This window comes from Streptomyces sp. RLB3-17 (assembly GCF_007113425.2).
Classification (GTDB): Bacteria; Actinomycetota; Actinomycetes; order Streptomycetales; family Streptomycetaceae; genus Streptomyces; species Streptomyces mirabilis_D.
The window spans coordinates 3,209,783-3,227,030 of record NZ_CP041610.2 but is presented as its reverse complement, the minus strand read 5'-3'; the positions used below and the strand labels follow the sequence as shown (position 1 = coordinate 3,227,030).

Here is a 17,248-nt window from a genome sequence, read left to right as displayed (position 1 = left end):
TGGTTCGGTCGGCTTTTGACCGCGGGGCCGTTGTGGCTGGTCGCGCCCACGCGGCGGAGCCGCACATTGATACAGCCCCGCGCCCCTGAAAGACGGGGCGCGGGTCCCCCCTCTGCTTGAAAGGCGCACGTTCGTGTCCCTCACCCGCAGACAAGTCACCTCGGCGGCTCTTGCCGCCGTTCCCGTCGCTCTTGTGGCGACCGGTACCGCACAGGCCACCCAGCGTCGCCGCACCCTGTACATCGCGGGTGACTCCACCGCCGCCCAGAAGTACGCCGACGCCGCGCCGGAGACCGGGTGGGGCATGGCGCTTCCGTTCTTCCTGAGGGAGCACCTGGAAGTCGCCAACCATGCCGTGAACGGACGGAGTTCGAAGAGTTTCGTCGACGAGGGGCGCCTCGAGGTCATCTTCGAGGCGATCCGGCCCGGCGACTTCCTGCTCATCCAGTTCGGGCACAACGACGAGAAGAGCGCCGACCCGACGCGCTACACCGAGCCCTGGACGACGTACCAGGACTACCTGCGGCAGTACGTCGACGGGGCGCGGGCCCGTGGCGCGCGGCCGGTGCTCGCCACCTCCGTGGAGCGCAGAAAGTTCGACGCGGACGGCAACGCCGTGCCGACCCACGGCGACTACCCGGCGGCGATGCGTGCCCTCGCCGAGGAGGAGCGCGTGGCGCTGCTCGACATCCAGGCCCTGTCGATCGCCCTGTGGCAGCGGCTCGGCGTCGAGGAGACCAAGAAGTACTTCAACTGGACCGCGACCGAGCAGGACAACACCCACTTCAACCCGCCGGGTGCGATCGCCGTGGCCCGTCTCGTCACGGCCGAACTGCTGCACCGCCGGGTGCTGGCACACCGGGACGTGCGCCGGCTGGACGAGGAAGTCCCCGAGTCCTGGATCACCTGGCCGGACGCGGCCGCGTAACCCCCTTCCACAGAACCTTCGCCAGAAGGAGAGCCGCACAGTGAAGACACAGAGATGGCATGCGCATGCCACAGCAAGGTCGGCGACCACGGCCCTGCTGGTCGGTTGCACCGCCCTGGCCCTCGCCGTCACCGGCACCACCGCCCAGGCCCAGGCCCGGTCGGGCGACCTCGGCCGAGGGACCCTCGCCGCCGGTGACGGCTGGGGCTCCTACGGCACGGGGACCTCCGGTGGCGCGGCGGCCGACGCCGCGCACGTGTACACCGTCACCACCTGGGCCGAGTTCAAGGCCGCGCTGAAGAACGGCGGCACCGCCCCGAAGATCATCCAGGTGAAGGGCACGATCGACGCCAACGCCGAGGGCTGCGACTCCTTCGCCGCGCCGGGCTACGACTTCGACGCCTATCTGCAGAAGTACTCGCCGGAGAACTGGGGATACGGCACGAACCTGGACGCCGAGCCGGAGGACAGCCCCGAAGGCCTGCGCCGCGCCTCCGCCGCCAACCAGGACACCGCCATCAAGGCGGAGATCCCCGCCAACACCACCCTCGTCGGCCTCGGCAGGGGCGCGGGGTTCAAGGGCGCCAGCCTCCAGATCAAGGCCGTGGACAACGTCATCGTCCGCAACCTCACCTTCGAGAGCCCGCTCGACTGCTTCCCGCAGTGGGATCCGACCGACACCTCCGTCGGCAACTGGAACTCCGAGTACGACAGCGCGGTGGTGTACGGCTCCACGCACGTATGGCTGGACCACAACACCTTCACCGACGGGGACCACCCCGACAGCACGCTGCCCACGTACTTCGGCCGGATCTTCGAGCAGCACGACGGCGAGCTGGACATCGTCAAGGGCGCGGACTACGTGACCGCCTCCTGGAACGTCTTCGCCGACCACGACAAGACGATCCTCATCGGCAATAGCGACAGCGCGTCCACCGCGGCGGTCGACCGGGGCCACCTCAAGGTCACCTTCCACCACAACCTGTTCTCGAACCTCGTCGAGCGCGCGCCGCGCGTCCGCTTCGGCCAGGTCGACTCGTACAACAACCACTTCGTCGCGGGCGACGGCTACTCCTACAGCTACGGCATCGGCATGGAGTCCCAACTCGTCGCCGAGCACAACGCGTTCACGCTGCCCGCCGGGGTCAGCGCGGCGACCGTCCTGAAGAAGTGGAAGGAGGCGCCGCTCACCGCCGCGGACAACTACGTCAACGGGGCGGCCACCGACCTGATCGCCGTGCACAACGCGGAGATCCCGGCGGAGACGCTGCAGTCCGGGGCCGGATGGACGCCGACCCTGCGCACGAAGGTCGACTCGCCCAGGGCGGTGCCGCGGATCGTGGACCACGGGGCAGGCGCCGGAAAGATCTGCTGACCGGCTGATCCGGCTGACCAGCCGACCCGGTCGATCAGCCGACCCGGTCGATCAGCCGACCCGGTCGACCGGCTGATCCGGTCGATCAGCTGACTCGGTCGACCGGCTGATCCGGTCGAACAGGCTCCGATCGTTCCCCCTCCCGGTCAGGCCGGAGCGGCTCCGCACCGCCCCTCACCCAGGGCGCGCCGCTCCGGCCCCTCTTCCCTCCCGCAGAGCCCGCGAGGCCTCTGAGCCTCGCGGCACAGCGAAGGAGCATCGCCATGCTCTCCCGCACCACCACACCCGGCCCTGCCGTCCCCAGCCGGAGGACCTTCCTCGTCGCCAGCGCCGGAGCCGCTCTCGCGCTCGGCCTCGCGACTCCCGCGCGGGCCCAGGCGCGGCCCCAGGAGAAGTCCCCCTTCGGGCGTTACGGTTCGCCGTCCGCCCGGCTCACCGAGCGGACCCTGTACGTCCACCCCGGCGGCCTCGGCGACCACACCACCGTCCAGGCCGCCGTCAGCGCTGCGAGCGGGGCCGGACACACGCTGGTCGTCGCCCCGGGCACGTACCGCGAGACGGTCGCCGTCGGTGTCGACCGTACGGAGATGACCTGGATCGGCGCCTCCGGGGACCCGCGTGACGTCGTCGTCGTGTACGACCACGCCAACGGCACCCCGAAGCCCGGCGGCGGCACCTACGGGACCACCGGGTCGGCCACCACCACTGTGCAGGCCGACGGGTTCACCGCCCGCTCGATCACCTTCGCCAACGACTTCCTGCGCGCCGACCACCCCGAGATCACCGGCACTCAGGCGGTCGCCGTCAAGGTGCAGGGCGACCGCTCGGCCTTCGTGGGGTGCCGGTTCCTGGGCCACCAGGACACGCTGTACGCCGACTCGATCGCGCTCGGCACCTTCGCCCGCCAGTACTACCGCGACTGTTACGTCGAAGGTGACGTGGACTTCGTCTTCGGCCGGGCGACCGCCGTCTTCGAGCGCTGCCACTTCCGCACCCTGAACCGCACGGACCTGGCGACCGCCCCCTACGGCTTCGTCTTCGCCCCCTCCACCGCGCTCGCCAACCCGCGCGGCTACCTGGTGACCCACGGCCGTGTCAGCAGCGAGGCCCCGGACGCGTACTACAAGCTCGCCCGCCCCTGGGTGCCCGGCTCGGACACGACCGCCCGGCCCATGCTGACCGTCCGCGACACTCGCCTCGCCGCCGGGATCGACGCGGTCGCGCCCTACACCGACATGGCGGACGCCTACCCGTGGCAGAGCCAGCGCTTCGCCGAGTACCGGAACACGGGGCCGGGCGCGGTCGTCAGCGTCCCGGAGAACCGTCCCCAACTGAGCCACGGGGAGGCCGAGTCGGCGACCCGGGAGGCGTACCTCGGCGACTGGACACCGTGGAAGGGGTGCTGAGATGCGCCGACGCGCCTTTCTCGCCACGGCCGGTGCGCTCGGCGTCGTCGGTGCGACGCCCGCCTTCGCGGGCGGGCGCCGGGTGCTGCACGTCCGACCGGGTGACTCCGTCCAGGCCGCCGTCGACGCGGTGACGGGCGCCGGCTGGACGATCGTCGTGCACCCGGGCACGTACCGCGAGGTCGTGAACATCCCCGCCGACAAGGCCGACCTGACGCTGCTCGGCGCCGGCCGCGACCCGCGCGACGCCGTCGTCGTGTACGACAACGCCAATGGCACCCAGAAGCCGGACGGCTCGGGGACATACGGCACCGCGGGCTCCGCCACCTTCCCCTCGGCGGCGCCGGGGCTCACCGTGCGCGGGCTGACGCTCGCCAACGACTGGCTGCGTGCCGACCACCCGGACATCACCGGGACCCAGGCGGTGGCGGCCTACGTCACCGGGGACCGCTCGTCCTTCACCCACGTCCGCCTGCTGGCACACCAGGACACGCTGTTCGCGGACACGACGGCCCTGACCGCCTTCGACCGCCAGTACTACCGCGACTGCTACATCGAGGGCGACGTCGACTTCGTCTTCGGGCGGGCCACCGCCGTCTTCGAGCGCTGCCACTTCCACACCCTCGACCGGGACGTCGCCTTCAAGCCCGAGGGGATGGTCTTCGCGCCCTCCACGGCCCGCGCCAACCCGCACGGTTTCCTGGCCCTGCGCGGCCGGGTCACCTCGGGCGCGCAGGACGGTGCGTACAAGATCGCGCGGCCGTGGGTGCCGTCGTACGAGACGACGGCCCGGCCGTCCCTGGTCGTACGGGAGACGGAACTCGGCCCCGGCATCGACGCGGTGGCGCCCTACGTCAACATGCGCGAGGCCTACCCCTGGCAGTCCATGCGCTTTCGCGAGTACCGCAACACCGGCCCCGGCGCGGAGATCACCGTGCCGGAGAACCGTCCCCAGCTCACGGACACGGAAGCCGCATCGCACACGCGTGCGGCGTATCTGGGCGACTGGCGCCCGTGATGTTCCCGAAGAAGGCACCGAAGCAGTCCCCCACCGTATCGACGAAAGGACCGCACTCCATGTCTCGTCGAACCGCTCCCGTCCTCGGCGCCGCCCTGGCGCTCGGCGCCGGACTCGCCGTCCTGCCCACCCAGGCCCAGGCGGCGACCGTCGTCGTCAGCACCACGGCCGACCTCACCAGCGCCATCAAGAACGCCACCGCCGGCACCGTCATCCAGGTGCGCGCCGGCACGTACTACCCGACGGCCACCCTCCAGTCGACGGCCAACGGCACTTCGTCGAGCCCGGTCACCCTCCAGGCGTACGGCACGGAGACGGTGAAGATCGACGGCTCGTCGCTGCCCGCCGGGGACTGGATCTTCAAGCTGACCGCCGACTACTGGAACGTCTCCAACCTCACCTTCCAGAACTCCCCGGACAGCGCGGTCGTCTGCCAGTCCTGCACCGGCACGAACTGGAACAACATCAAGACCATCAACGGCGGCGACTCCGGCTTCACGCTCACGGGTGACGGCACCGTCAACAACACGGTCAAGAACATCGACTCGTACGGCAACTACGACGCCGCCACACATGGCGAGAACGCGGACGGCGTCGCCGTGAAGTTCGGCTCCGGCACCGGCAACCTGATCACCGGCGCCCGCCTGTACAACAACTCGGACGACGGCATCGACTTCTGGTCCTTCTCGTCGCCCGTCACCGTCGAGCACACCTGGTCCTTCGGAAACGGCAGGAACCGCTGGGGCGACTCGGCGTTCGCGGGTGACGGCAACGGCTACAAGCTGGGCGGCGACGGCGAGGTCGTCGCGCACGTCGTGAACAACTCCGCCGCCTGGGACGACGCGGGCAACGGCTTCACCGAGAACTCCAACACCGGCTCGATCGTCATCAACCGCACCACCGCGTACGCCAACGGCAAGTACGGCTACTACTTCGCCACCAGCTCCGCGAAGCTCGGCAAGAACCTGGCGGTGAGCAACGGCAGCGCGGCGGTCGCCAAGGGGTCCTCGGTCACGTCCGCCGGCAACAACTGGGACTCGGGCGTCTCCACCCCGTCCTTCCTCTCCACGGACGCGTCGACGACGTACAACTCCCGCAAGTCCGACGGCTCGCTGCCCGCGACGACGTTCCTGACGACGGGGAGCACGACGATCGGCGCCACGATGAACTAGTCCTCAGCAGGCGCTCCGTGCGGGAAGCGGCACGGCCGACCGCTTCCCGTATGTACGTCGGCGCCCACTCAGCCCAAGTGCCACAGGGCGTACGCCACCACGCACAGGATCACACCGGCGAACGCCATGAGCGCACCCAGGAACCGGAGATAGCCGGGGGTCGCGAAAAGGGTGGGCGACCCGCCGAGGCATGGAACCATGATCTTTCCCCTCGGTGAACCACATACCTCCGACGTTGATCAGGCGTTGGGTTCGGCTCGGTGAGTCAGTTCGCCTCTGCTCACGTCAATGACCGCCGCCATGCTCGTGTCTGGACACGAGTGGACGAAAGGCTGCCAAGGCGTCCGCGTAGTCGGATGCGGCAGGATCCCCGGGGGGGAGGGTGAGGGACAGTGATTCGGCCGCACCCAGTACCGCTGATGCCAGTTCGTCCGACGCCGTGCGGGCGATGACGCCGTCCTTGAAGGCGACGGAGATTCCGTCCTTGACGCGCCGGAAGACGAGGCTGAACGAGGTGTCGACACCGGTGAAAGTGAGCGTTTTGCCATTGCCGCTGAGAAAAGCGCGGAGGCTGTCCAGCAGCTGTGTCACCGAGAGGTAGATCATCATGCCCTGGTCGGGGGTACGGCCTGCTGAGTCTGCCGTACCGAGACCCCCGGTGACGGACATGTCACCGAGGTCGAATCCGCTGGGGTCGCCCTGGCCGGGTCGAACGGTGAACTGCACAGTGATCACGGGGTGTAGCTCTTTCCTACCGGGAAGAAGGTGATGATGCGATTCCCGTCGTCCGAGTCGACGACCAGGCGGTACCGGGCCCGCATTCCGTTCACGATCATCCTCTTCTCGTAGGTCTGCATCCGGCGTGCAGGATCCGAAACGCGTGTGCCCTTCTCGATCATCGTCTCCGCGGCCTTCTCCACCTGGGCGCGCGTGGTCGACGGAGGCAGGAGATCGCCGTGGCCGCCGTTCGCGGTACCCGCGATGTGACGTTCGTCGATGTGCTGCCAGCCCTCCTTGGGGTTGCCGTCCTCAAGCCTCGGAGTGGTGCGGCAGATCGCGAGCCCGTAGGGGTCGATCCAGGTCAGCGGATGCGGGCCGTACCAGTATGGGTTCGGGCCGGCGTCCAGACCGAGCGGGTCGGACGAGACATAGCGTGCGGTCTCCGGGTCGTAGTACCGGTGGAAGTTGTGATGCAGGCCGGTTTCGGTGTCCGCGTACTGGCCCGGGAACCGGAGCGGGCAGTCCACGGACTCGTGGTCGTCCGTGGGCGCCGGATACCTCGTTCCCCAGAGGGTGGTACGGCGCTGCCAGGCCACGTTGCCGTCGGTGGAGACGAGTTCGGTCGGGGTGCCGACCGAGTCCGTGACGACAGCGTGGAAGTGGACCGTGCGGTCGGTCGTCGTGTCCTCGGCGAGCTGGGCGAGGAACGAGGTGCCCCGGGCCGCCTCCGCAGGTCTGTGAGTGGTCTGAGCGAGAGGGCGGTGTGTGCCGGGCGCGTAGTCCCAGGTGGTGACCCCGCCGTCAGCGGCCCGCTGTTCGGCGAGATGGGTGTCGTCCCAGGTGAAGTGAGTGCGATCGGTCTCTGAACCATTTTCGCGGAGACGGCACTTGGACATGCGGCGACCGAGCGGATCGTATGCGTAGCGCCAGCGCTCGCCCTCCGGTGTCGTTGCCTCGGTGAGACGGTCCTCCGCGTTCCAGGTGAGCGTCCAGATCCGTTGCTGCCCGTTGAGCAGCTTGCGGGTCCTGCGTACCAGGCGGCCCTGCGCGTCGTACTCGTACGACGTGCGGCCGGAGCGGCGGACGAGGGTGCCCTCGGATTCATGCTCACAAGGTCGCTGAGCCAGCCGGCGTCCTTGCCCTTGGCGTAGCGGTTCCAGAACTTCTCGAAGGCGTCGATCGACTCGCCGGTGTTGTGGTGGATGAGGGAGGACGCACTCGTGTGCACCGGTCCCCGTACGTCGTCGACCGAGTCGGCGAAGGTGCGCCAGGCGGTCGCCGCGGCCCGCAGCGAACCGGAGTTGGCGTCCGGCCACCACAGGCCCAGCTTCAGCAGGATCTTCTTGGCCTCGTCCTCAACGCTCACCGGAACCGTCGCTCCCTGCCTTGTCGGTCCCGCCGGTCTTCACCTCGGTGAACATTCCCGCGATGAGCTGGTCGTTGTCGACGGTGCCGTCCGCCAGGTCGTTCATGGCCTCGTGGATGCTCACCAGGCCGAGTACGAGGGTGCCCGCCGCGCTCTCTATCTTCTTCTGCTGCGGTGAGTAGGCGTCCCCGAACTCCTTGCCCTGTTTGTCGTCGCCCCAGGGTTTTCCCAGGCTGTCCAGGGTGGTGACGAGGGTGGTGAGTGCCTTGCTGAGGTTCTTGGCCCCTTCGTGGAAGTCCGGCGCCGCACGCTTCAGATCGGCGGTGTGGATGTGCAGGACCATGCCGTCGCCGTTGCCATCACCCATGCGGGTCTCCCCGTCTGACGCATCGTTCGCATGTGCGTTCCGACCCTAGGAGAACCGGTTGAAGGGAAGGTCAAGTGGACGCCACCCGCGGGCAATGCACCCGGGAGGCACCGCCCGCGGGTGAGGTCTCGATCGGATAAAGCCTCCCGCATGGCATGCGTGATGCGCGTAGACAGTCCCTGACCTGGTGCGGAATGACCTGGTCACCCATCACCCAGATCCGGAGAATCCATGCGGAAGTCCCTCAGAGCGGCAGCCATCGCGGCCGCTTGTGCCGTCGCCGGCGGAGCCCTCTACGGCACCGGCGTCGCCACGGCCGGCCAGTCGACGGCCAACTCGACCCACGAGCCCTACAACATCGGGCTCCTGGTCAAGGACATCGACACCTACTACGGCGCCACGCTCGACAGCAACGGCGTGTACCAGGCGTCCAAGGACAGCCAGTACGCCAAGGACCTGTCGCGCCTGGAGTCGGACGCCAAGCGCTACATCGACAGGGCGGCGCACAAGGCGAAGCACCGGGGCGAGAAGCCCGCGGTCGTCTTCGACATCGACGACACGCTGCTGCTCTCCCTCGACTACGAGAAGAAGACCAACTACACGTACAACTCGGCCTCCTGGGCCGCGTACGTGGCCCAGGCCGACCGTCCGGCCGTCTTCGGCACCCCCGAACTCGTCGCGTACGCCGAGTCCAAGGGTGTCGAGGTCTTCTACAACTCGGGCCTGAAGGAGTCGCAGCGCGTCTCCGCGGTCGCGAACCTGAAGAAGGTCGGCGCCGACATCAACCTCGACGCCGACCACATGTTCCTCAAGGACGCGGCCAACCCGCCGGCCTACCTGAGCGCCTGCGCCACGGCCGCCGCCTGGAACTGCACCACCGTGCAGTACAAGTCCGGCACCCGTAAGCACATCGAGTCCCTCGGGTACGACATCGTCGCCGACTTCGGCGACCAGTACTCCGACCTCGACGGAGGCTACGCCGACAAGACGTTCAAGCTCCCGAACCCGACGTACTTCGTCGGCTAGGACTCAGGACCCGGTCCGTACGGGGCGGATCGACTCCAGGGTCGGCACCACCGGTTCGATCGTTCCGTCGGCCGCGAACTCCATGCGGTCGACGGTGGTCTCCCGGTGCGTGCCGTCCCCGCCCGCCTTCCCGGGGCCGTTCAGGGCGAACCGGTGGTAGACGATGTACCAGTCGTCGGTGCCGGGGACGTTCACCACGGAGTGGTGGCCGGTGCCCTTGATGCCGTACTCCGGGCGCTTGGACAGGATCGTGCCCCGCTTGGTCCACGGACCGAGCGGGGACGGTCCGGTGGCGTAGGCGACGTGGTAGTTCTCGCTGCGGGTGTCGTCCTCGGACCACATGAAGTAGTACGTGCCCCGCCGCTTGACGACGAAGGATCCCTCACGGAAGTCGGGCTGCGTGATGTCCTGCACCTGCGAGGCGTCGAACGACACCATGTCTGCGTTCAACGGCACCACGTATCCGTGGCCGTTGCCCCAGTACAGATACGACTGCCCGTCGTCGTCCGTGAACACCGCCGGGTCGATCATCTGACCCGTGAACTGACCCTTCGCGACCAGGGGTCTGCCCAGCGCGTCCTTGAAGGGACCGGCCGGGGAGTCGGCCACCGCCACGCCGATCTGCTGCTCCGCACAGAAGTAGAAGTAGTACTTGCCGTCGCGTTCGGCGATCGCCGGGGCCCAGGCGTTCTTGTCCGCCCAGGACACATCGGGTCCCAGGTCCAGGATCACACCGTGGTCCTTCCAGTGGACCAGGTCCTTCGACGAGTACGCCTTGAAGCTCGTCCCGCTCCACCCCGCGTAGCCGTCCGTCGTCGGATAGATCCAGTACTGGCCGTCCAGGTAATGGACGTCCGGGTCGGCGTTGAGTCCGGGGAGGACCGGGCTGCGGTTGGGTACCGCCTCGACCGTCCAGGTCCGGCTCGTCCCGTCCGGGGCCGTCACGGTGTAGGTGCGCGGGGTGCGGAAGTCCCGGGGTGTGCCCGAGGCCGGGCTGACCTTCGCGCCCGCGCCGACCGCGAGGGCGGGGGCGAGGTGCCTGAGATTCGTGTCCGGCCTCATCGGCAGGACGACCTTCGAGGCCGACTCGGTGACGATCGCATACCCGCTCTGGCCCTTCGCGGTCGCGTCCACGACCGACGTGCCGGTCACCGGGTAGGCGGCCAGCAGCCGGTCGTACTCCGCCTGCGTCACCGGCATCACCGTGCCGTGCCGGGGGCTCGCGGGCAGTTGGTAGTTCGTCGACATGGTCCACTTGCCCGAGTCGAGGTCGGTCGTCTCGAAGGGGACGTAACCACGGCTGCCGTACTCGTCGATGAACAGGTACCACTTGTTCTCGGTGTTGGACTTGAAGACCGTCGGGCCCTCGCCGCGGTCGATCGAGCCGCTGCCGATGCAGTCCGAGACGAAGTCGTACTTGGTGTTCGTCAGGGAGGTCGACTTCTCGCCGGTGATGAACTTCGAGCAGGGGCTGGAGGAGCTGGGATCGCGCTCGTCCTTGGTGTAGCGGTAGTAGCTGCCCTTGTTCTTGATGACCGTCGAGTCGATCACCGAGTAGCCCGGGTCGTCCCAGACCTTCGGCTCGCTGAAGGTGCGGAAGTCCTTCGTGGTGGCGTACAGCATCTTGTTGTACGTCGATCCGGTGTGGTCCGGGTCGTCGTCGGCGTACAGCTTGGACGCCCAGAAGACGACGTACTCACCGAGCGAGTCGTCCCAATAGGCCTCCGGTGCCCAGGTGTTGCCCGCGTTGTCGGGGGCCACCTTCACCAGGCGCTGGTCGGTCCAGTGCACCAGGTCGGTGGACTCCCAGATCATGATGGACCTGCTGCCGTGCCGCTGCACGTAGTCCCAGCTGCCGCTGGAGTTCTGGTACATCTTCAGGTCGGTGGCGATGAGGAAGAACTTGTCGCCCTTGGGGGAGCGGATCACGAAGGGATCGCGCAGCCCCTTCTCGCCGGTGGTGGAGGTCAGGACGGGATGGCCCGCGTTCAACTCCCGCCAGTGCAGAGGGTCGTTGCCGCGGCTCAGGGCGTAGCGGATCTGCTCGCCGTCGGCCGTGCCCTCGCCGGTGAAGTAGGCGAAGAGGTAACCGGCGTACTTCGGTTGGTTCACGTGCGGTGCTCCCGAAGGTGACGGTGACGATGACGCGGGGCTCGGTGGGGCGGCCAGCAGGCCCAGGAGAAGGGCGAGGACGGGGATCAGGAGCGCGCGGGCGGTGCGGCGTCGCATGACACATCCTGTCGGAGTCTGGTGGATTCTGTGCGGGAAACGCTCTCGGAGTGTTGCCAGTGGGGGACAGCGCGTCAATTGATGAAAGCGGCACGACAGCCAGCGAAAGTTTCGACCTTTTTCGTGAGCCCTCGGCAACCTTTCCCGCCACCGCGGCGACCCGGGAGCAGAAGCGGGCCGGGGCGGCCCCTCCGGCCCGCTTCGTCTCCCGTCCCCCCAGGAAAGGAACGCCCCGTGCTTCTGAGCACCGGACGCCACCGCAGGACCCGTACGCTCTCGATCGCCGCGGCGGTGGCCGTCGCCGCGGGGGCGGGTGGCGTCTACCTCGGCCTCGCGAACAACGGCTCGGCGCAGGCCGCCGCCACCACGGTCACCGTCTCCACCACCGCGCAGCTCCAGACGGCCGTCGCCGATGCCGCCGCGGGCACGACCATCCAGGTGCGCGGCGGCACGTACTACCCGACGGCCACGCTGAAGTCGACGGCGAACGGCACCGGTTCCTCGCGGATCACGCTCACCGCGTACGGCAGCGAGAAGGTGAAGATCGACGGTTCCAAGCTGGCCGCCGGTTCCTGGCTGGCGGGGATCTACGGCGACTACTGGACCGTCCAGAACATCACCTGGCAGGACTCGCCCGCACAGGGCTTCGTCGCCACCTCCTCCGTCGGCGGCGTCTTCAAGAACCTCGTCACCGCGAACAACGGCGACTCGGGCTTCACGCTGCGCGGCGACGGCACGACCGACAACCTCGTGCAGAACCTGGACAGTTACGGCAACTACGACGCCGCGAGCCACGGGCAGAACGCCGACGGCATCGCCATCAAGTTCGGCTCCGGCACCGGCAACAAGGTCACCGGCGCCCGCCTCTACAACAACGCGGACGACGGCCTCGACCTCTGGCAGTTCTCCTCGCCGATCACCATCGAGCACTCGTGGTCGTACGGGAACGGCAAGAACCGCTGGAACGACTCCGCCTTCGAGGGCAACGGCAACGGCTTCAAGCTCGGCGGCGGCGGGGCCTCGGTCGCCCACGTCGTGAACAACGACGCGGCCTGGGACAACGCGGGCAACGGCTTCACCGAGAACTCCAACACCGGGGCCATCGTGCTCAACCGCAACACGGCCTACGCCAACGCCGACGCGGGCTTCTTCTTCGCGACGGGCAAGGCGCGGCTGGCCAGGAACCTCGCGGTGAGCAACAAGGGCGGCCTGGACAAGCTCGGTTCCGCCACGGTCTCCGCGGCCAACAACTGGGACAGCGGCACCTCGACGCCGTCCTTCAGGTCGACGGACGCGACCACGGCGTACGGTGCCCGCTCGTCGAGCGGTTCGCTGCCGGCGACCACGTTCCTGACGACGGGCTCGACGACCATCGGCTCGACCATGAACTGACGTACCCGCGTACTGACGTACGAGGGAAAGTGAACGCCCCCGCCGGTCGTCACCGGCGGGGGCGTTCCTCTGACTGGCTCCGAGGGGGGCTCAGGCCAGCAGATCCCTTACTTGTACGTGATGTCAGATGACGTGAACCTGCAGAAGGTTCCATCCGCGCCCGTACCGAGCTCGGTGGGCTCCTTGCCGCTGCTGTTGCCCTTGAAGCGCACGCAGGTCTTGAGCTTCTTCTTGGTGTCGCCGGTGACACGGATCTTCGACAGCGTCGCCGTGTCGCCGAAGTTGGAGTTGATGCCGACCAGCGCCTTGCCCGGGGCGGTCGCGTCGATGTCGCTGAGCACGATCGTGCGCTTGACCTGCGTCTTGCAGTTGCCGCAGGAACGCGCCAGCTTGCCGAAGTTCTCGACGTGGAATCCGGTGATGGTGAGCTTGCCGGCGCCGTTGAACTGGAACACCTTGTCGGAGGCCTTCTGCGCGCCACCGCCGATCACGTTGTACTTCGCGTAGGACGCCTTGCCCTTGAAGGTGGCCGCGTCCTCGCCGACGTCCAGCCACCACACGTTCTGCAGCGTGCAACTGCCCAGACAGTGGACGCCGTCGGCGGCGGGGGTGCCGATGATGACGTTCTTGAGGACTGCGCCGTCCTTCAGCTCGAAGATCGGGCCCTGGTTCTCCGACTGGTCGGAGGTGCCGAGGGAACCGCTTCCGAAGAACTTCGTGAGCTTGCCGTCGTAGGTGCCCGAGACCGAGATCGTCTTCGAGACGGCCTTGCTGCCCGTGGCCGTCGGCCAGACGGAGCTCGCGCCCGCGGTGCTCAGCATCGACGTCGTGACGAGCGCGGCCCCGGTGATGCCGAGTGCGGTGACCCCACCGATCACGGACCGCCGCCGGGTGAGGCGACGACGGTGCCGGACGCGCTGTTCAACTCGTGCAGACATGAAGCGGATTTCCTTGCGGGGAGGGGACGTGTTCGTCTCCTGGTCGCCGCGGGTGAGGAAAGGGTTGCCGCCGTCCGCAGGTTTTTTCGAGGGGATTTTCTACGAGTCGCCGTCGGTGCCGCTCGCGGCGGCGAAGTCACCCGCAACCGACAGTGTCCTGTCCGCGCTCCTCGCGTCCGCCGAGTAGCGGTCGTCCTTGGCGTCCCGGCCGCCGCGGGTGTGGTTGTACTGGCCCGCGAAGACCCACTGGCCGGCCGCGAGGGTGTGGCCGTCCTTGAGCACCCAGGTGTAGACGAGGAAGCCGTCCTTCTCGGTGACCGTCGTCGTGAAGTCGCTCTCGGGAGCCGAGCGCCAGGAGCCCGTGTCGCTGACCCCGCCGGTCTGCCTGATCTTCAACTCGACGGTGAGCGAGGTGAGCTTGTCGGCGTTCTTCAGGGTCACATTGCTCTGCGCCCAGAAGTCGTTGCTGTGCGGATCCACCGAGCCGTCGGACCACAGCGAGCCGTCCTGGTTGCCCGCGGTCGGCGCCTTGGGCGCGGCGGGCGAGGAGTTCGCGGCCGAGGGGGTGTCCGAGGGGGAGGCGCTCGCCTTCCCGGACGGCTTCGAGGCACCCGAGGTGTGCGAGGGGTGCGGCACGACGGGCGCGCGGCTCGTCGCGTCCGGGGAGACGACCGGGGTGGGCGAGACGGCGACCGTCTGCTGTGGCGGGTTGTTCTCCTGCACCGCCGCGGCCACCCAGTAACCGCCGACCGCGAGGGCGCCCGCCACCGCGGCCGTGGCGCCGACGATCCGTCCCCAGCCGAGCACCGGCGGACGCGCCGCGCGCCGGGGACGACGCTCGGAGGCGCCGGACATCCCGCGCTCGACCCGGGCCAGGATGCGCGCGCGGTCGGGCTCATGCGCCTCGGCCGCCTCGTGCAGCCTGGCGCGCAGCTCGTCGTGCACGTCCTGCGCCTTCCTCATCGGTCCCTTCCTCCGGCTCCACCCGTGGGCAGCACACCTGCGTGCACCCGCATCGGGGCCTCTTCGGTGCCGAGGAGCCGCTTCAGTTCGGCCATGCCCTTCGACGTCTGGGACTTAACCGTACCCACGGAAACACCGAGGGCGAGCGCCGTGTCCTTCTCCGAGAGGTCGAAAGCGTGCCGAAGCACGACACATGCGCGCTTACGGAACGGCAACCGGCGCAGCGCCTCCTGGACATCGATCTTCCCCGCTATGTCGGGGTTCTCGGTCTTGTCCTCGCGCTGCGACCAGAACAGTGTGATCCGTCTGCGCTCGCGCACCGCGCTGCGGATCCGGGTGCGGGCCAGGTTCGCGACGACACCGCGGGCGTACGCCACCGGGTGGTCGGCCGCGCGCACCCGGTCCCAGCGGTGCCACAGCGCGAGCAGCGCGTCGGCCGCCAGATCGTCGGCTGCGTCCGCCTCGCCGGTCAACAGATGGGCGAAGCGGGCGAGTTCGGCATGGTGCCGCTCGAAGAAGGCGTGGAACTCCACGGAGGCTGCGTCGTCGACGACAGTGCCCACGGCTACCTCTCCTTGCTGCGGCTTGTGAGCAACCGGTGCGGGTGCGTGCGTATACGGCCCCCGTGCGCCACTCGTGAAGGAATGGTGCCCCTGTGGGGCGAGATGCGTGAGCGTACCAGCGATGCGTACAGGGCTTCGAACAGCGTATGGCGGGCCGAACTCGATTCCGTAACACGGCGAAAACCTGAAAGCGGTTCAACGCGGGAACAATCCAGCCAGCATCCGCACACCCAGCACGCAGGCCACAAGGAGTATCAGCCATGTCCGAAACCCAGAAGGTGGCCGACCGGCCAAGTGCCGCGCCACCAGCGGCGAACAGCGTCGACCGGTTCTTCAAGATCTCCGAACGGGGCTCCACCTTCGGCCGGGAGATACGCGGCGGATTCGCCACGTTCTTCACCATGGCCTACATCCTTGTCCTGAACCCGATCATCCTCGGCAGCGCCAAGGACAAGTTCGGCCACCAGCTCGACAGCGGCCAACTCGTCACGGCCACCGCCCTGGTGGCCGCGGTGATGACCGTCATCATGGGCGTGGGCGGCAATCTGCCCCTCGCGATCGCCGCGGGCCTCGGCCTGAACGCCGTCGTCGCCTTCCAGATCGCCCCGCTGATGAGCTGGCCCGACGCGATGGGCCTGGTGGTCATCGAGGGCGTGATCATCTGCGTACTGGTCCTCACCGGACTGCGCGAAGCCGTCATGAACGCCATCCCGCAACCGCTGAAGCACGCCATCGGTGTGGGCATCGGACTCTTCATCGCCTTCATCGGCTTCGTGGACGCCGGTTTCGTCAGCCGCATCCCGGACGTCGCGAACACCACCGTGCCGGTGCAGTTGGGCGCGACCGGTTCGCTGACCGGCTGGCCCGTGCTGGTCTTCTGTCTCGGCGTGCTGCTCACCATCGGACTGATGGCACGCAAGGTCAAGGGCGCCATCCTGATCAGCATCGTGACCATGACCGTGGTCGCCGTGATCATCAACTCGGCCGCCGACATCAAGAGTTGGGGCCTGACCACGCCGAAGATCCCCTCCGACGTGGTGGCCACCCCGGACTTCGGTCTCGTCGGACACTTCAGTCTGTTCGGCGGTTTCGGCGAGACCGGCGCCCTGACCGTCGTCCTGCTGATCTTCACCCTGATCCTGTCGGACTTCTTCGACGCCATGGGCACGATCGTCGGTATCAGCGCCGAGGCCGGTCTGCTCGACGAGGAGGGCAAGGTGCCCGGCATCGGCCGGGTGCTGTTCATCGACGGCGCCGCGGCCGTCGCGGGCGGCGCGGCCTCCGCCTCCTCCAACACCGCCTACATCGAGTCCGCGGCCGGCGTCGGCGAGGGCTCGCGCACCGGCTTCTCGAACCTGGTCACCGGCGGCATGTTCGCCCTCGCCCTGTTCCTGACCCCGCTGCTCACCATCGTCCCGCTCCAGGCGGCGGCCCCCGCTCTGGTCGCGGTCGGCTTCCTGATGATGACGCAGGTCAAACACATCGAATGGGACAGCTACGAGATCGCGATCCCCGCGTTCCTGACCATCGCGGCGATGCCATTCACCTACTCGATCACCAACGGCATCGGGGCCGGCTTCGTCGCCTATGTCGTGATCAAGGCGGTGCTCGGCAAGATCCGTGAGGTCCACTGGCTGCTGTGGGCCGTGTCGGCGCTGTTCCTGGTGTACTTCGCGATCGATCCGGTGAGGCAGTTGTTCGGCGTGAAGTGACCGTACGGGAGTGAAGTGACCGTACGAAGGAAGGGCCGCCCCCAGGGGTGCGGGGCGGCCCTTCGTCGTGCGC

At 68.2% G+C, this 17,248-nt stretch carries 16 protein-coding genes; 8 read left to right on the top strand and 8 right to left on the bottom strand.

What is annotated here, in order from left to right:
* The first annotated feature begins 133 nt into the window (after nucleotides 1-133).
* The 5 genes from FNV62_RS15050 (at nucleotide 134) to FNV62_RS15030 (ending at nucleotide 5,899) form a co-directional block, all read left to right on the top strand.
* Nucleotides 134-928 carry a rhamnogalacturonan acetylesterase gene (locus tag FNV62_RS15050; RefSeq protein WP_054232304.1) on the top strand — a complete coding sequence of 265 codons (795 nt, stop codon included), beginning with the start codon at nucleotides 134-136 and terminating at the stop codon, nucleotides 926-928.
* Between the two features lie 40 nt (nucleotides 929-968).
* Nucleotides 969-2,303 carry a polysaccharide lyase family 1 protein gene (locus tag FNV62_RS15045; RefSeq protein ID WP_144315296.1) on the top strand — a complete coding sequence of 445 codons (1,335 nt, stop codon included), beginning with the start codon at nucleotides 969-971 and terminating at the stop codon, nucleotides 2,301-2,303.
* A gap of 263 nt (nucleotides 2,304-2,566) precedes the next feature.
* Entirely contained in the window at nucleotides 2,567-3,709 is a 1,143-nt protein-coding gene (locus FNV62_RS15040; protein ID WP_097284161.1) for a pectinesterase family protein, read from the top strand.
* Nucleotide 3,710: 1 nt separating this feature from the next.
* Entirely contained in the window at nucleotides 3,711-4,727 is a 1,017-nt protein-coding gene (locus FNV62_RS15035) for a pectinesterase family protein (protein WP_144315295.1), read from the top strand.
* Between the two features lie 59 nt (nucleotides 4,728-4,786).
* Nucleotides 4,787-5,899 (top strand): right-handed parallel beta-helix repeat-containing protein, encoded by a 1,113-nt coding sequence (locus tag FNV62_RS15030; protein ID WP_144315294.1) that lies wholly within the window; start codon nucleotides 4,787-4,789, stop codon nucleotides 5,897-5,899.
* 68 nt (nucleotides 5,900-5,967) lie between these two features.
* Here FNV62_RS15030 and FNV62_RS57080 read toward each other — a convergent pair whose 3' ends face one another.
* From FNV62_RS57080 to FNV62_RS15015, 4 genes are all read right to left on the bottom strand, one after another.
* Nucleotides 5,968-6,099, bottom strand: coding sequence for a hypothetical protein (locus FNV62_RS57080; RefSeq protein WP_257040263.1), 132 nt, complete (start codon nucleotides 6,097-6,099; stop codon nucleotides 5,968-5,970).
* A gap of 85 nt (nucleotides 6,100-6,184) precedes the next feature.
* Complete coding sequence (locus FNV62_RS15025) at nucleotides 6,185-6,508, bottom strand: hypothetical protein (protein ID WP_143612977.1); 324 nt, start codon at nucleotides 6,506-6,508, stop codon at nucleotides 6,185-6,187.
* A 122-nt stretch (nucleotides 6,509-6,630) separates the two neighbouring features.
* Complete coding sequence (locus tag FNV62_RS57560) at nucleotides 6,631-7,515, bottom strand: RHS repeat-associated core domain-containing protein (RefSeq protein WP_318658501.1); 885 nt, start codon at nucleotides 7,513-7,515, stop codon at nucleotides 6,631-6,633.
* Nucleotides 7,516-7,974: 459 nt separating this feature from the next.
* A complete protein-coding gene (locus FNV62_RS15015) occupies nucleotides 7,975-8,352 on the bottom strand; it encodes a hypothetical protein (protein ID WP_144315292.1) in 378 nt (125 codons plus the stop codon).
* A gap of 231 nt (nucleotides 8,353-8,583) precedes the next feature.
* On the opposite strand from FNV62_RS15015, the gene FNV62_RS15010 reads away from it, so the two are divergent.
* On the top strand, nucleotides 8,584-9,378 hold the full coding sequence (locus FNV62_RS15010) for an HAD family acid phosphatase (protein ID WP_097284158.1): 795 nt from the start codon (nucleotides 8,584-8,586) through the stop codon (nucleotides 9,376-9,378).
* Between the two features lie 3 nt (nucleotides 9,379-9,381).
* Here the strand turns inward: FNV62_RS15010 and FNV62_RS15005 are convergent, their stop codons facing one another.
* Nucleotides 9,382-11,607, bottom strand: a complete 2,226-nt coding sequence (locus FNV62_RS15005; RefSeq protein WP_144315291.1) for a family 43 glycosylhydrolase — start codon at nucleotides 11,605-11,607, stop codon at nucleotides 9,382-9,384.
* A 234-nt stretch (nucleotides 11,608-11,841) separates the two neighbouring features.
* Here FNV62_RS15005 and FNV62_RS15000 point away from each other — a divergent pair, with 234 nt between their 5' ends.
* Nucleotides 11,842-12,999, top strand: a complete 1,158-nt coding sequence (locus FNV62_RS15000; RefSeq protein WP_143601277.1) for a right-handed parallel beta-helix repeat-containing protein — start codon at nucleotides 11,842-11,844, stop codon at nucleotides 12,997-12,999.
* 107 nt (nucleotides 13,000-13,106) lie between these two features.
* On the opposite strand, the gene FNV62_RS14995 is transcribed toward FNV62_RS15000, so the two are convergent.
* The 3 genes from FNV62_RS14995 to FNV62_RS14985 form a co-directional block, all read right to left on the bottom strand.
* Nucleotides 13,107-13,937, bottom strand: a complete 831-nt coding sequence (locus FNV62_RS14995) for a pectate lyase (protein ID WP_097284155.1) — start codon at nucleotides 13,935-13,937, stop codon at nucleotides 13,107-13,109.
* A gap of 99 nt (nucleotides 13,938-14,036) precedes the next feature.
* Entirely contained in the window at nucleotides 14,037-14,900 is an 864-nt protein-coding gene (locus tag FNV62_RS14990) for a hypothetical protein (protein ID WP_144315290.1), read from the bottom strand.
* Entirely contained in the window at nucleotides 14,897-15,463 is a 567-nt protein-coding gene (locus tag FNV62_RS14985; protein WP_060902186.1) for a SigE family RNA polymerase sigma factor, read from the bottom strand. Before FNV62_RS14985 ends, FNV62_RS14990 begins: the two co-directional genes overlap by 4 nt.
* A gap of 260 nt (nucleotides 15,464-15,723) precedes the next feature.
* Here FNV62_RS14985 and FNV62_RS14980 point away from each other — a divergent pair, with 260 nt between their 5' ends.
* Nucleotides 15,724-17,175 (top strand): NCS2 family permease, encoded by a 1,452-nt coding sequence (locus FNV62_RS14980; RefSeq protein WP_143654810.1) that lies wholly within the window; start codon nucleotides 15,724-15,726, stop codon nucleotides 17,173-17,175.
* The last annotated feature ends 73 nt before the right edge of the window (nucleotides 17,176-17,248 follow it).